General features: G+C 46.3%; 13 protein-coding genes. 10 read left to right on the forward strand and 3 right to left on the reverse strand.

The genetic code is table 11. From position 1 onward, the window contains the following. Nucleotides 1-305: 305 nt before the first annotated feature. The 10 genes from AC6R05_RS20925 (at nt 306) to AC6R05_RS20970 (ending at nt 12,028) form a co-directional block, all read left to right on the forward strand. Nucleotides 306-1,772, forward strand: coding sequence for a protein adenylyltransferase SelO (locus tag AC6R05_RS20925; protein WP_500648508.1), 1,467 nt, complete (start codon nt 306-308; stop codon nt 1,770-1,772). A gap of 149 nt (nt 1,773-1,921) precedes the next feature. Continuing rightward, complete coding sequence (locus AC6R05_RS20930) at nt 1,922-2,650, forward strand: response regulator (RefSeq protein ID WP_150895468.1); 729 nt, start codon at nt 1,922-1,924, stop codon at nt 2,648-2,650. A gap of 13 nt (nt 2,651-2,663) precedes the next feature. Next, nucleotides 2,664-4,109 carry an ATP-binding protein gene (locus AC6R05_RS20935; RefSeq protein WP_500648509.1) on the forward strand — a complete coding sequence of 482 codons (1,446 nt, stop codon included), beginning with the start codon at nt 2,664-2,666 and terminating at the stop codon, nt 4,107-4,109. A gap of 110 nt (nt 4,110-4,219) precedes the next feature. Continuing rightward, nucleotides 4,220-5,467 carry an ABC transporter substrate-binding protein gene (locus AC6R05_RS20940; protein ID WP_150895464.1) on the forward strand — a complete coding sequence of 416 codons (1,248 nt, stop codon included), beginning with the start codon at nt 4,220-4,222 and terminating at the stop codon, nt 5,465-5,467. A 181-nt stretch (nt 5,468-5,648) separates the two neighbouring features. Continuing rightward, on the forward strand, nt 5,649-6,587 hold the full coding sequence (locus tag AC6R05_RS20945) for a carbohydrate ABC transporter permease (RefSeq protein WP_004739913.1): 939 nt from the start codon (nt 5,649-5,651) through the stop codon (nt 6,585-6,587). Continuing rightward, complete coding sequence (locus tag AC6R05_RS20950) at nt 6,584-7,441, forward strand: carbohydrate ABC transporter permease (protein WP_500648510.1); 858 nt, start codon at nt 6,584-6,586, stop codon at nt 7,439-7,441. The genes AC6R05_RS20945 and AC6R05_RS20950 overlap by 4 nt, the downstream gene beginning before the upstream one ends. Before the next feature lie 6 nt (nt 7,442-7,447). Beyond that, nucleotides 7,448-8,560, forward strand: a complete 1,113-nt coding sequence (locus tag AC6R05_RS20955) for an ABC transporter ATP-binding protein (protein WP_032549615.1) — start codon at nt 7,448-7,450, stop codon at nt 8,558-8,560. A gap of 307 nt (nt 8,561-8,867) precedes the next feature. Continuing rightward, nucleotides 8,868-9,863, forward strand: coding sequence for a TRAP transporter substrate-binding protein (locus tag AC6R05_RS20960; RefSeq protein WP_150895462.1), 996 nt, complete (start codon nt 8,868-8,870; stop codon nt 9,861-9,863). A gap of 66 nt (nt 9,864-9,929) precedes the next feature. Further along, the gene (locus AC6R05_RS20965) at nt 9,930-10,664 is read left to right on the forward strand and encodes a TRAP transporter small permease (RefSeq protein ID WP_150895459.1); all 735 of its coding nucleotides are present in this window, start codon (nt 9,930-9,932) and stop codon (nt 10,662-10,664) included. A gap of 2 nt (nt 10,665-10,666) precedes the next feature. Further along, the gene (locus AC6R05_RS20970) at nt 10,667-12,028 is read left to right on the forward strand and encodes a TRAP transporter large permease (protein WP_500648511.1); all 1,362 of its coding nucleotides are present in this window, start codon (nt 10,667-10,669) and stop codon (nt 12,026-12,028) included. Nucleotides 12,029-12,070: 42 nt separating this feature from the next. Here the strand turns inward: AC6R05_RS20970 and AC6R05_RS20975 are convergent, their stop codons facing one another. From AC6R05_RS20975 to AC6R05_RS20985, 3 genes are all read right to left on the reverse strand, one after another. Further along, entirely contained in the window at nt 12,071-12,301 is a 231-nt protein-coding gene (locus tag AC6R05_RS20975; RefSeq protein ID WP_412179794.1) for a hypothetical protein, read from the reverse strand. Nucleotides 12,302-12,341: 40 nt separating this feature from the next. Then, nucleotides 12,342-13,676, reverse strand: a complete 1,335-nt coding sequence (locus tag AC6R05_RS20980; protein ID WP_500648512.1) for a sigma-54-dependent transcriptional regulator — start codon at nt 13,674-13,676, stop codon at nt 12,342-12,344. A gap of 10 nt (nt 13,677-13,686) precedes the next feature. Then, a partial coding sequence (locus tag AC6R05_RS20985; protein ID WP_500648513.1) for a sensor histidine kinase occupies nt 13,687-15,274 on the reverse strand: 1,588 nt, incomplete at its 5' end.

The raw sequence follows: 15,274 nt of genomic DNA on the forward strand, positions 1-15,274 counted from the left end.
ATTTATGCAGCATCAAGAAATGATTCAACACTCTCATTTTGGCGTTATCGGTCGTACTTGGCTTTTCGCATCGGTTTCTCTAGTCGCTATTCTAGCTCTAATCTAATTAGGTTTACGCAACTCGAAAATTGTTATGAATAACTCTTTTTCACGATCTTATCGCTCAATCTTATCTAAACATTGAACGTGGCTTTCTACCTTTGCGATCAAACCGCCAAGACCCAGTAGTTAGCCACTCAACCTTTCCAGAAGTTGTTACCAAACTGTGATAATCTGACACTACTATTTGATCAAAGTGTGTCGTTATGTCTATTTGGGACCATCTCTCTTTTAACAATCGATTCGTCGAACTGCCGCAAACCTTTTACTCTCGTGTTGATCCAACGCCGTTATTGAACCCTCGCTGGCTTGCGTGGAACAACACTTTGGCAACGGAACTTGGTTTTCCTTCTGTGGACGGAACTGAGAGCCTCAATGCAGATCTCTTGAATTCACTGTCCGGTTTAGTCGACAACGAAAACTTTGACCCTATTGCGATGAAGTATGCAGGTCATCAATTTGGCGCTTACAACCCAGATCTTGGTGACGGAAGAGGGTTACTCTTATCTCAAGTGGTTGCTAAAAGTGGTGAAACGTTCGACTTACACCTTAAAGGTGCAGGTAAAACCCCTTATTCTCGTATGGGTGATGGGCGTGCGGTGATCCGCTCGACAGTTCGTGAGTATCTTTGCAGTGAAGCGATGGCTGGGCTGAATATTCCAACCACACGTGCACTCGCCATGATGATCAGTGACACGCCGGTGTACCGTGAAAAGCAGGAGAAAGGTGCGCTGCTATTGCGTGTATCAGAATCTCATATTCGCTTTGGCCATTTTGAATATCTGTTTTACACCAATCAACTTGCAGAGCAAAAGCTATTGGCTGATAAGGTGATTGAGTGGCACTTCCCACAATGTCTAAACGAAGAAAAGCCTTACGCGGCGATGTTCAATCAGATCGTTGACCGCACTGCGGAGATGATTGCGTTGTGGCAGGCAAATGGTTTTGCCCACGGGGTGATGAACACGGACAACATGTCGATCATTGGCCAGACGTTTGATTACGGCCCGTTCGCATTTATGGATGAGTATAATTCTCGTCTTATTTGTAATCATTCGGACTATCAAGGTCGTTACGCATTCAATCAACAGCCTCGTATTGGTATGTGGAACTTGTCTGCACTAGCGCATGCGCTATCTCCTCTGATTGAGCGAGCTGATTTAGAAGCTGCGCTTGAGATGTACGAACCTCAAATGAATGGCTATTTTAGTCAGCTTATGCGTAGAAAGCTCGGACTGTTATCGAAACAAGAAGGAGACAGTCGCCTGTTCGAGTCTATGTTCGAGCTAATGTCACAAAACCGCGTCGATTATTCTCGATTCTTCAGAGCGCTGTCGGATCTCGATACGCAATCTGAGCAAGAGGTGATTGATCTAGTCATCGACCGCGAAGCAGCCAAACTTTGGGTTGATAGTTACCTTAAGCGCTGTGAACTGGAACAGGAAACTACGGAACAGCGCTGTCAAAAGATGCGTGCAATCAATCCGAAATATGTACTGCGTAACTACTTGGCTCAATTGGCAATTGATAAAGCGGAAGAGGGCGATAGCAGTGTGGTTGATGCATTAATGGTAGTGCTCGCCGATCCATATGCCGAACATCCTGACTATGAATATTTGGCTGCTCTGCCTCCTGAGTGGGGCAAGGAGATGGAGATCAGCTGTTCGTCTTAGTGCAGTCCATCACTAGAAATGCAGATAGAGGTTATCTAGTTGTGATCTCTATCTGTTCATTGTTCTAATTTTACAGACATATCAATAATCAAAAACTCGACCTGCCTATACACTATGTGAATAAGTTGTAAATTTTATAGGTTTGGGCGATGCCAACAAATACTCGAATTCTCGTGGTGGATGATGATCAAGAAATCCGCGAGTTGCTGGAAGAGTACCTCTCAAAATCGGGCTTCGATGTTTCTTCGGTTGGAGATGGGGCGGAACTAGACATTCACCTTCAGAGTCAAGGTTACCCTGATCTGATTCTTCTTGATGTAATGCTTCCTGGGGACGATGGTTTCACTTTGTGCCAGCGCGTTCGTAAAAATTCCAATGTGCCTATCATTATGCTGACTGCGGTATCGGACGAAACCGATCAGATCATTGGTTTGGAAATTGGTGCCGATGATTATATCGCCAAACCTTTTAGCCCGCGCCAATTAATGGCTCGCATCAAAGCTCTGTTACGCCGTGTTCAAGTGGTTGATGACAAGCCGAGTGATGCACTGCCTAAACAGATCATCTTTGGTGATTGGACGCTCGATACACTTGCACACCGAATCTCACACAATGAAAGCGCTGAAGAGATGGATTTGTCGGGCAGTGATTTCTCACTGTTAATGCTGTTCCTAACTCGCCCCAATGAAGTGCTAGACCGGGATACTATCTCTTTTGCTACCAGAGGACGTGAAGCACTGCCTTTTGAGCGCGGTATTGATGTTCAATTGAGTCGCTTGAGAAGCCGACTGGGTGATAGCGCTAAATACCCGCACTACATCAAAACCATGCGTGGCAATGGCTATATATTGGCTGTACCTGTGCATTATGAACACTGAGTAAGAAGTCCTTATGAAGTGGTTGAGAAGTTTAAAGCCAAATTCCTTGGTTGCTCGAACCTTGCTTTTGACCTTGTTAGCCGTCGTCATCGCACAAGGCATTGCAACGTCGATTTGGTATAGCGAATCCAAACAAAAAGAGCTAGAAGGTATTCGTTCTGCCTCATCGAGCATGGCGAACATGTTTGCTTCAACAGTGACTTTCTTCCAGTCTTTGCCCGTCAAATATCGTCATATCGTGTTAGACCAAATCCGCAATATGGGCGGTACGCGATTCTTCGTCTCTTTTAATAAAGAGGCTTTGATTGTTGAACCAATCCCCGATACCCGCTTAAAAACCGCATCGATAGAAGCGATAGAGAGTGTCTTGAGTAGCAAGCTTAATAAGGTGGAATCAGTTCGTGTCGATTTCTCTCGCCCAGAACATCTTCGCTTGCTTAAAAATGATATCTACTTGAGCGATCTCCCGCGATCGTGGGCCCATCATACCTTAACGTTAGAGCCTCTTAATCCACCGATTCTGGTTGTTCAAATCGAGCTAGCCAGCCATGAGTGGGTCTATATTGCGGCGCTGTTGCCTGCACCCTATGTCAAACTGGATGACACTATTCTTGGTCGTGAGCAGGTGATCTTCTTGCTCTCTTCAACGCTGATTTTACTAGTGTTGACCTACTTAATGATTCGCCGCCAAGTACGTCCGCTTAAAAAGCTCGCAAGGGCCGCTAACGAGATGAGTATGGATATTCAGCAACCGCCACTTAACGAAGAGGGGGCGACTGAACTGGTCACAGCAACTCGGGCGTTTAATCGCATGCAGCAGCGTATTCGTCGTTATGTGGCCGATAGAGAACATCTCTTCTCAGCTATCTCTCATGATTTAAAAACACCCATAACTCGGCTTAGGCTAAGAGCTGAACTATTGGAAAGCGAAGTTAAGAAAGAGAAGTTCAACAAGGATTTGGATGAGCTAGAGATGATGGTTAAGGGGGCTCTGCAAGCAGTAAGAGATACCGACCTTCACGAAAACAACGCCATTATCGACCTTAATGACATGGTTTCTTCGGTTATTGAATCGCATAACCAGCATCAAACCTTAGTAGAGTTTGAGCCCATTGTGGTGGAGCCTTTAGTCGCCAAACCATTAGCGATTAAACGTGTGCTGACCAACCTTATCGACAATGCGGTGAAATACGGAACATCCGCTAAAATTGATATCAGTAGCGATTCTGTGTGGGTTATCGTAACGATTCAGGACTACGGAAAAGGAATCCCAGAAGACAAACTTGAGTTGGTATTTGAACCCTACTTTAGGCTCGCGACCGACGATCAAGGGCACGGTTTAGGTCTCGGAATCTGTCGAAATATCCTGCACGGACATGGCGGAGATCTCATTATTCGCAACTCCCCTCAAGGTGGTTTAGAAGCCAAAGTCTATATCCCACGTGGCCTAGAAGTGTAATGTAACAATTGTGTTACATTGGGCTTACCTTTTGTTTCAATCTTATAAATCAGAATAAGTAGACTCTTTATTGAACCGGGCGTCGAGTCCGCTAAACATGGAAGATTATAATGAAAATCAATAAAACCCTACTTACTCTATCTCTTCTTGCTGCCTCAACATTTTCTCAAGCTGGTGAAGTGGAAGTGCTTCACTGGTGGACTGCTGGCGGTGAAGCTAAATCCGCCGCAGTACTTAAAGAGATGATTGAAGAACAAGGTCATACTTGGAAAGATTTCGCTGTTGCTGGTGGCGGCGGTGAAAGTGCAATGACCGTTTTAAAAACACGAGCAGTATCTGGTAATCCGCCATCTGCCGCGCAGATCAAAGGTCATGATATTCAGGAGTGGGGTGGTTTAGGTTTTCTAACGTCTCTCGATGCAACCGCGAAACAAGAAAAGTGGGATGACTTACTGCCCGCTGTTGTTACCAAAGTGATGAAATGGGACGGCGAGTACGTAGCGGTTCCTGTGAACGTTCACCGTGTTAACTGGCTTTGGGCAAACCCGGAAGTGCTCGAAAAATCAGGTGTGACGGTTCCAACGACATTAGATGAGTTCTTTGTCGCTGCAGACAAGATCAAAGCAGCAGGTTTCATCCCTCTAGCGCACGGCGGTCAACCTTGGCAAGACGCGACAGTCTTCGAGGCAGTAGCACTTGATGTACTTGGAAGTGAAGATTACAACAAAGCGTTCGTTGATTTGGATATGGACGTTTTATCTGGCGACAAAATGGTGGAAGTGTTCACCAAGTTCAAAAAGATGCGTGACTACATCGATAGCAACTCTCCAGGTCGTGACTGGAACGTAGCGACTTCAATGGTTATCAATGGTGAAGCGGCAATGCAAATCATGGGTGACTGGGCGAAGGGTGAGTTTACCGCAGCAGGCAAAGTGCCAGGTAAAGATTACATCTGTGCACCAGCACCGGGTACTGACGGCCAATTTACTTTCAATATCGATAGCTTTGCTTTCTTCGAGCTAGGCGATAAAGAGAATCAAAAAGCGCAACAAGATCTTGCGAAAACCATTCTTACTAAAGACTTCCAAGAGGTCTTCAACCTAAACAAAGGTTCTATCCCAGTGCGCCTTGATATGGATATGTCTAAGTTCGACCAATGTGCGTTGGACTCCATGGCAACCTTCAAAGCGAGTGCGGAATCGGGCGACCTTGTACCGAGTATGGCTCACGGCCTATCTACAACAAGCTACGCTCAAGGCGCCATCTATGATGTTGTGACTAACTTCTTCAATGAGAAAGATGCCGATCCTAAAGAGGCAGCAACTAAGTTAGCGAAAGCAGTAAAAGCGGCTATCTAACCTAGTCTGATAAGCAACATGAACAGAACGCGAGTTGCTGAGTATGTTGCTTATCCCTAACCCCCAGGGTGGGTAGGTTCGTAGGGAGCCTATCCGCTCTTCACCTCAATTCTGATATGCGTGATGCTGATGTGGTGCCGAGAGGTAAGCCATTGGCTCAATTGTGCAACAAGGAAAAGTTATGGAGCATGTTTTGACTGAGTCGACTCCAAAACCGACAAGGAGCCAGCCTGCACCAAAGCCCAGTTTTGCTGACAGGTTACAACATTGGTTACCTAAGATTGTGCTGGCACCGACCGCGTTGGTGACCGTGGTATGTATCTACGGCTATATATTCTGGACGGCAGCGCTGTCGTTTACTAATTCTCGATTTCTACCTAGCTTCAATTTTGTTGGCTTTGCTCAATATGAAAAGCTGATGGAAAACGATCGCTGGATCACCTCAATCACCAACCTCGGTGTGTTTGGGATCCTATTCATGGTGATTGCCATCGTATTGGGTGTCGGTTTAGCGATTCTGCTCGACCAGAACATCCGTCAAGAAGGTGCAATTCGTACCATCTACCTCTACCCAATGGCGCTGTCATTCATTGTGACGGGTACCGCTTGGAAGTGGATTCTGAATCCGGGTCTGGGCATTGAGAAGTTGATGCAAGATTGGGGCTTTACCGACTTTAAATTTGACTGGTTGGTTGACTCTGAAATGGCGGTCTACACCTTAGTGATTGCCGCGCTTTGGCAGTCGTCAGGTTTCGTGATGGCGATGTTCTTAGCTGGCCTGCGTGGTATCGACTCTTCTATCATAAAGGCGGCGCAAATTGACGGTGCAAGCTTACCCACTATTTATCTCAAGATCATTTTACCTTGCTTGCGACCTGTGGTTTTCAGCGCAGTGATCATTACTTCACACATTGCGATTAAGAGTTTCGACCTTGTGACAGCAATGACGGCAGGTGGCCCGGGTTATTCATCGGATCTTCCAGCGCTATTTATGTATGCACACTCATTTACACGCGGACAAATCGGCCTCGGTGCTGCCAGTGCCATGATGATGCTAGCCGGTATTCTAGCGATTCTGGTGCCTTATCTTTACTCTGAGCTTAGGGAGAAAAAGTCATGATGAACAACATCAACTTTGCTCGAATGTTTATCTATTCGGCGCTGCTTTTCTTCTGCTTGGTTTACCTAATGCCGCTGTTCGTAATGGTACTGACCTCATTCAAAACCTTGCCAGATATTAAGGCAGGTAACTTAATGAGTTTACCCAAAGAGTGGGTGTTCGATGCTTGGTATAAAGCGTGGGACAGCGCTTGTACTGGCGTGAAGTGTGAAGGGGTAAAAGGCTATTTCTGGAACTCGTTCCAAATGGTGATTCCAGCGGTGGCTATCTCAACCCTACTCGGCGCATTCAATGGCTACGTGGTCACTAAGTGGCAGTTCCGTGGTTCAAACTTGTTCTTTAGTTTGTTGCTGTTCGGTTGTTTCATTCCATTCCAAGTGGTGCTGTTACCTATGGCGACCGTGCTGGGTAAGATGGGTTTAGCAAACACCACGATAGGTCTGGTCATTGTGCACGTGATCTACGGCATGGCGTTTACGACTCTGTTTTTCCGTAACTTCTACATCTCGATTCCTGATGAGTTGATCAAAGCGGCAAAACTGGATGGTGCGGGCTTCTTTACCATCTTCTTTAAGATCTTATTACCAATATCCACACCCATCATCATGGTGACGGTGATCTGGCAGTTTACCGCTATCTGGAACGATTTCTTATTCGGAGTGGTGTACTCAGGCTCAGAGACACAGCCTATCACCGTAGCATTAAACAACTTAGTCAACACCAGCACGGGCGTTAAAGAGTACAACGTCGATATGGCTGCCGCGATCATCGCCGCACTGCCAACATTGTTGGTGTATGTCTTCGCAGGAAAATATTTTGTTCGTGGCCTAACGGCAGGATCAGTAAAAGGATAATTACCCATGGCAACATTAGATTTAAAACAGATCCGTAAAACCTATCGCAACGCGGACAACGAAACGTTAAAGGGCATCGACATTAGTATCGATTCGGGGGAGTTCTTGATACTTGTCGGCCCTTCGGGGTGTGGAAAATCCACCCTAATGAATACCATTGCTGGGCTTGAAAACATTAGCTCAGGTGAGATAGTGATTGATGGTGTTGATGTCGCTCAGGTTGAACCTAAAGACCGCGACATCGCTATGGTGTTTCAATCTTATGCGCTATACCCAAACATGACGGTTCGCGGCAATATCGCCTTCGGCTTGAAGATCCGCAAGATGCCGCAGGACGAGATCGATGCTGAAGTGAATCGAGTCGCTGAAATGCTGCAAATCGAACAACTGCTGGATCGTAAACCATCACAGCTATCGGGTGGTCAACGTCAGCGTGTGGCGATGGGGCGTGCACTGGCGCGTCGTCCTAAGCTGTACTTGTTCGATGAGCCGCTTTCCAACTTGGATGCGAAGCTGCGTGTGGAAATGCGCCACCAGATTAAGCGCCTACATCAAAAGCTTAATACCACGATTGTTTATGTAACCCATGATCAAATTGAGGCAATGACGCTGGCTGACCGTATTGCGGTAATGAAAGATGGTGAATTGCAGCAGCTAGGTACACCGCAGGAGATCTACACTAAGCCAAGCAACATGTTTGTGGCAGGCTTTATGGGTTCGCCATCGATGAACTTCATCAAGACCATGGTGGATCTCGATGAGGAGCAGAACCCGATCATTAAGGTTATTGGTACCGCTGATCAGGAACACCATATTCGTCTGCCGCAAAGCATGCGCGAACAAGATGGTAAAGAAGTGGTGATCGGCCTGCGCCCTGAACACATTACTGAGCAGCAAGGCGATGACCTATCGGCAACCACTAAACTGGACTTGCAGTTGGAAGTGCTAGAACCGACAGGGCCAGATACGATTGCGATGGTTAAGGTGAACGACCAAGAAGTGGCGTGTCGCTTATCACCGGAATTTGAGGTGTCGGTAGGGCAGATGGCACCGCTGCACTTCGACCTATCAAAAGCGGTATTCTTTGATGCGCAGACTGAAAGACGAATTGATTTCTAATCGATTTAACATATCAGCTTAAACAAAAGCAGTCCTAATTAGGGGCTGCTTTTCTATTTTCTAACCCCAATAGTCGCGACACAAACATCAAGCATCTCGGTGGCTTTCCACCCATTTACAAATATTCGATGTGTCATTTTCCACCCATTACTTATGCGTCTGTTTTTTCTCGGGTTCGTCTAATTATCCGCGAAGCCTTGTGGTTAAAGGGTTGTTAAATAATTGTAGCTAGTTGGCGCGCTAATTGCCTTAGTGATGACATGCAGTTCCCATTGATGGGCTGCTTTGTTTACTAAGGAGAATAATAATGTTTAAGCCTCTTACCCTGCTATCTGTATCTGCACTTGCGCTCACAAGTTTCAATGCTGCTGCGAACTGTGACCCTGGTGAAATTGTTATCAAATTCAGCCACGTAACAAATACCGATAAGCACCCGAAAGGCATTGCTGCTTCTCTACTAGAAGAGCGAGTAAACACGGAAATGAACGGTAAAGCTTGTATGCAAGTTTTCCCTAACTCAACGCTATACGATGACAACAAGGTACTGGAAGCCCTGTTAAACGGTGATGTTCAAATGGCGGCACCTTCGCTGTCTAAATTTGAGAAGTTCACTAAGAAATACCGCATTTTTGACCTTCCGTTCCTATTTGAAGATGTTGACGCTGTTGACCGTTTCCAAAACTCAGAATCTGGTGAAAAGCTGAAGAATGCAATGAAGCGTCGTGGCCTTCAAGGTCTAGCGTTCTGGCATAACGGCATGAAGCAGATGTCTGCGAACAAGCCTCTTATCAGCCCTGCAGATGCAGAAGGTTTGAAGTTCCGTGTACAAGCGTCTGATGTACTGGTTGCACAGTTTGAGCAGTTAGGTGCTAACCCACAGAAGATGTCGTTCAAAGAAGTATACGGCGGCCTGCAAACTAAAGTTATCGACGGTCAAGAGAACACTTGGTCTAACATCTACGGTAAGAAATTCTTCGAAGTACAAGACGGCGTAACGGAAACCAACCACGGTATTCTTGATTACCTAGTGGTAACGTCAAACGACTTCTGGAAAGGCCTACCTAAAGACGTACGTGAACAGCTAAACACGATTGTTAAGGAAGTATCTGAGACACGTAACGCTGAGTCTTCAAAAGTTAACCTAGCGAACAAAAACAACATCATCGAAGCGGGTGGTGAGGTTCGTACTCTGACACCTGAACAGCGTCAAGCTTGGGTAACAGCGCTTCAACCAGTATGGAAGAAGTTTGAGAAAGACATCGGCTCTGATCTAATCGAAGCTGCACTGGCTTCTAACCAGTAATACCGCTATTGGGTGGCGGCTCCCTACCGCCGCCCTTTATTAAAACAATTATAAGCGGAGCATTTTATGGAACAGTCTCAAATGGAACAGTCTTTATTTTCCAAAGTCGGAAGAGTCACCGATTTAATTGAAGAGTCTTTAATAGCCTTCTTTCTGGGTGCAATGACCCTATTAACTTTTGCGAACGTGGTATTTCGATACGCGTTCAACGACAACATTTTATGGGCATTGGAACTCACCGTATTCATGTTTGCGTGGATGGTGTTAGTTGGCGCTTCTTACGGCGTTAAAAAGCATTTTCACATCGGGGTTGATGTGGTTATCAACCTAGCACCAGAGAAACTGAGAAAAGTGTATGCCTTGGTTGCTGTCACTTGTTGTCTTGCGTTCTCTATCTTGCTTTTGATTGGTTCTTGGAACTACTGGTACCCATTCGCGACTGATCGTGCGTGGTACGAAACCGACGATATTCCAATGCCAGAGATGCTGCAGTTCTTAGCGGATTGGCTTAACGAAGGCGAGCGCTACGAAAAGCTGCCTCGATTCATTCCTTACATGGCACTACCGATTGGTATGGCGCTTCTTACATTCCGATTTGCCCAGATTGCTTATCAAGTCGCGACAGGCAAGATTGATCGCATGATCGCAGGTCACGAAGCGGAAGAAGATCTTGATGCGCTTAAAGCACAAGTAGAAGCGGGAAGTGACGAAGACGCGACAGCGATTTTGGATTCGCAAAACTCCGTGAAAGCGGAAGACTCAAAGCCATCTAATCAACAATCGAAAAGCAAGGACGACTAATCATGGCGATGTTATTTCTATTCTTGATGGTAATCGCTTTCATGCTGGTGGGCGTGCCGATTGCTATCTCGCTGGGTTTATCCAGTATTCTGTTTTTGTTGATGCACTCAGACGCGTCACTTGCTTCAGTGGCGCAAACCCTGTTTAACGCGTTTGCGGGTCACTACACTTTGTTAGCAATCCCGTTCTTCATTTTAGCGTCTAGCTTTATGTCTACGGGCGGTGTAGCAAAGCGAATCATCCGTTTTGCAATCGCAATGGTAGGTTGGTTCCGTGGCGGTCTGGCAATGGCGTCTGTTGTGGCGTGTATGATGTTTGCGGCACTGTCGGGGTCTTCTCCTGCGACCGTAGTGGCGATTGGTAGTATCGTAATTGCAGGTATGGTGAAAAATGGTTACTCAAAAGAGTTCGCGGCAGGTGTTATCTGTAATGCGGGTACTTTGGGTATTCTGATCCCGCCATCGATCGTAATGGTAGTTTATGCCGCAGCAACAGACGTGTCTGTTGGTCGTATGTTCCTGGGTGGTGTTATTCCGGGGCTACTGGCTGGCGTGATGCTGATGATCGCTATCTACATTGCTGCTCGTATCAAAAAGATCCCAGCACAACCATTTGTTGGTTGGGGTGAAATGTTTGATGCTGCGAAAGACGCGAGTTGGGGCTTGCTGCTTATCGTAATCATCCTTGGCGGTATTTACGGTGGTATCTTTACACCAACAGAAGCGGCAGCAGTGGCTGCGGTGTATGCCTTCTTTATCGCGAACTTTGTCTATAAAGACATGGGGCCATTCGCTGACAAAGAAAACAAAAAGCCGATGCTAGTGAAAGCACTACAAACCTTCGTCCACAGAGATACCAAAGATACTTTGTACGATGCCGGTAAGCTGACCATTATGTTGTTGTTTATCATTGCTAACGCATTGATTCTAAAACATGTACTGACAGAGGAACGCATTCCGCAAATGATCACCGAGTCGATGCTATCGGCGGGTCTTGGTCCAATTACCTTCTTGATTGTGGTTAACGTACTGCTATTGATTGGTGGTCAGTTCATGGAGCCATCTGGTCTTCTAATCATTGTTGCGCCGCTGGTTTTCCCAATTGCGATTGCACTGGGTATCGACCCAATCCACCTAGGTATCATGATGGTGGTGAACATGGAGATAGGGATGATAACGCCGCCAGTGGGCCTCAACTTGTTTGTGACCGCAGGGGTTGCGAAGATGTCGATGATGAACGTGGTGAAAGCGGCGCTGCCATGGGTTGGTGTTATGTTCCTGTTCTTGATAATCGTAACTTACGTGCCTTGGGTATCAACTTGGCTACCGACGACCCTAATGGGGCCGGAAATCATCACTAAGTAACACGATTAAGTACAACGTTATCGCTAACGAATAGATGAAGAGTTAAACCTCTTCATCTATTTTTTTGCTTGGTTCACGACGTGTAACTTTGTTTCTTCTATCGTACCCTTTCCAACGAGCATGACCTTTGCGTCGTTCTCGCCCTGAACGCTTTTCTTCTTCGTAATGCCCGTCGATCAAAACGGTATCAGATATGGCAGGAACTGTTGTCTTCTCATTCATAACTCGATTTGATGGTGTTGAATCGGATACTGAAAGTATGGTTGAGCGCATGCATCTCTGCCAACTTAGAACCCAAACTGACAGATAAAGTTTACTTAAAATCGTCTTTGTCGATTTGGTAGCGCTGCATCTTGTCGTAAAGAGTTTTTCTCGGCACGTTGAGCAACTCCATCGTTAGTTTGATGCTGCCTTCGTTATCGATCAAAGCTTGCTCAATGACTGACTTTTCAAAGCTTGCTACTTGATCAGCCAAACTCGAGCATACCTCTTGCTCAGCAACATCCCCCAATTGCGCCAGTTTTCCTAGCAGAATGAAACGTTCTGCGGTGTTTCTAAGCTCGCGCACATTGCCAGGCCAATCGTGGGCCATTAATTTGTGCAGGTCGCTACTTGGCAGTGCTTGCGCGGTTTTGCCATAACGCGCCGCCGCAACCAATAGAAAGTGGTGGAAGAGGGCGGCAATGTCTTCTTTGCGACTGCGTAGTGGTGGTAAATCGAGTGTAACGACATTGAGGCGATAGTAGAGATCTTGTCTAAATGTGCCTTCAGCAGCGGCTTTTTTGAGGTCGACTTTAGTGGCTGCGATGACGCGAATATCCAAGGGCTGTAGTTGGTTAGAACCAATACGCTCGATAACGCGTTCTTGAAGAACCCGTAGCAGACGAATCTGCGCCTGCATTGGCATAGATTCAATCTCATCTAGAAATAGGGTACCACCTTGGGCATGTTCGAACTTACCGATTCTCTTGGTTTCCGCTCCAGTAAAGGCGCCTTTTTCGTGGCCGTAGAGCTCGCTTTCAATTAAGTTCTCCGGTACCGCGCCACAGTTAACCGCCACGAAATTCTGCTCACGTCGACTACTCTGTTCGTGAAGCGAGCGCGCGACTAACTCTTTACCTGTTCCAGTTTCTCCAAACAGCAAGATGTCGGCGCTGGTGTCAGCAACATGAGTAATGGTTGAACGCAGCTCTTGGATAACTGGTGTGTCGCCGATGATGCGTGGTCCGAGGGTTTGGCTAGCTTTGAGTGACTGTTTGAGCTCGCGGTTTTCGAGGATTAATTGACGCTTCTCGATGGCTCTCTTAGTGGTCTCAATTAGCCTTTCATTGGCAAATGGCTTCTCGATAAAGTCATAAGCGCCATCATGAATCGATTTGACCGCCATTGAGATGTCGCCGTGCCCAGTAATCATGATCACCGGCAGTTCTTTATCTTTGTGGATGACGGTATTCAGCAGGTCATGGCCAGATAATCCGGGAAGACAGATATCGGTGATGATCACATGAGGCAGTCCATGCTCTTGGATAGCAATCAACGCTGATTCTGCGTCAGGGAAGAATTGAGCATCAATGTCTGCCAGTTCAAAACTCTGTTCACTGGCTAGCCGCAGATCTGGCTCATCATCAATGAAATAGACATGGCACATAATGGTTCCTTTAATCGTTATTGTTATTTTGTTGTTCTGTAATTAACGGCAGACAAATAGTAAATCTTGCTCCGCCTAATGGGCTTTTGGCGTGGGTGAGTTCGCCATTTATGCCTCTTATAATCTGTTGTGAGATTGATAGCCCAAGTCCTAAACCATTTTTCTTGGTGGTATGGAATGGTTCAAAAAACTGTTGCGGTGTGTCATGCGCAAAGCCGGGGCCGTTATCGTCAATATGTAGCTGAATACATTGTTCTGAGTTTGAATTGGTGTGATGTTCGAACTCGAGATTAAGCTGTTTAATCTCTTGCCCTTCCATGGCCTGCATACCATTGGTGATAAGGTTAATGATCACTTGCTCAAGCTGGATAGCATTGGCTTGAATGAGCGCATCTAGCTTGTCCGGAAGGGGGGATATCGCCACTCTTTCTGCCTTCAATTGAGGTTTCATTAACTCGATAGAGGAGTGAAGCAGAGGAAGTAATTGGAGTTGCGATAGGTCTTCCGCATTTGATTTTTTGGCAAACGATCGAAGCTGATGACTGATCTTGGCCATGCGGTCAGTCAGTGATGAGATGCGTGATAGGTTGTCATCAACACGTTCGAACTTTTCTTTGGCTAAAAATAGACGCCCGTTATCGGCGTAACTGCGAATCGCAGCGAGCGGATTGTTTAACTCGTGACTGATGCTTGCGGACATCTGCCCCAAAACCGCCAGTTTCGCGGCTTGGATTAACTCATCTTGGGTCTGCCTTAATACCTTTTCTGTTTCGGTGCGTTGCAGAACTTCTGCGTGTAATTCTGATGTTCTCTCTAGTACCAGAAACTCGAGCTTCTGTTTGGCTTCAGATTGCAGTCTGTCTATCTGCACTCGACGATGGATACGGTTTAGGTTGAGCTGTAGGGCAAGATAGATGATGGCAAAAACCAAGCTCAGAACCACTAAATAAGAGATCAGATCCCACCACACTAAGTGAGTAGGGGAGAGTACCCTGACCGTTAATCTCGGTTGTTCAATAAAGCGTGAGGAGACAAAAAACTGCTCATGAACCAAAGGATGAAGAGATTGAATGGTGCTGGTGGATGAGTCTAGGTCGCCATTGAAATTCAGGCTCTCAATGTTGGTATCAAGAAACTGTCTTCCCTCTTGGATCTCACGTTTACGTTCATCGTTCAATGGCTGCAAGCTTTTAAATAGCCAGTCGGGGTTACTCGACATAAACACCACATGGTCTTTGTCATCAGCAACGAAGTAACTCTGTTTGCCTTTCCAGCTTGCTTCAATCAGTGAGAGGTCCATTTTTACGACAATCACACCGATGATTTCGGCCGCATAGGAGACAGGGTAAGAGTAGTAATAACCGCGTTTTCCAGAAGTCGATCCTAGAGCGAAATACTGATTCTCTTTGCCACTAAAAGCGTGCTGAAAATAGGGACGAAAAGCAAAGTTACGACCAACAAATGAGTGGCTTTGATTCCAGTTGCTGGCCGCAATCGTGGTACCGATATGGTCGAGCAAATAAGTGTCAGAGGCTTGTATTACCTGATTCACATGTGCCAGATAGCGATTGGTTAGCTCTATCTGTGCAGAGTTATCA

Source organism: Vibrio sp. R11-SG3-ISO9, assembly GCF_059834255.1.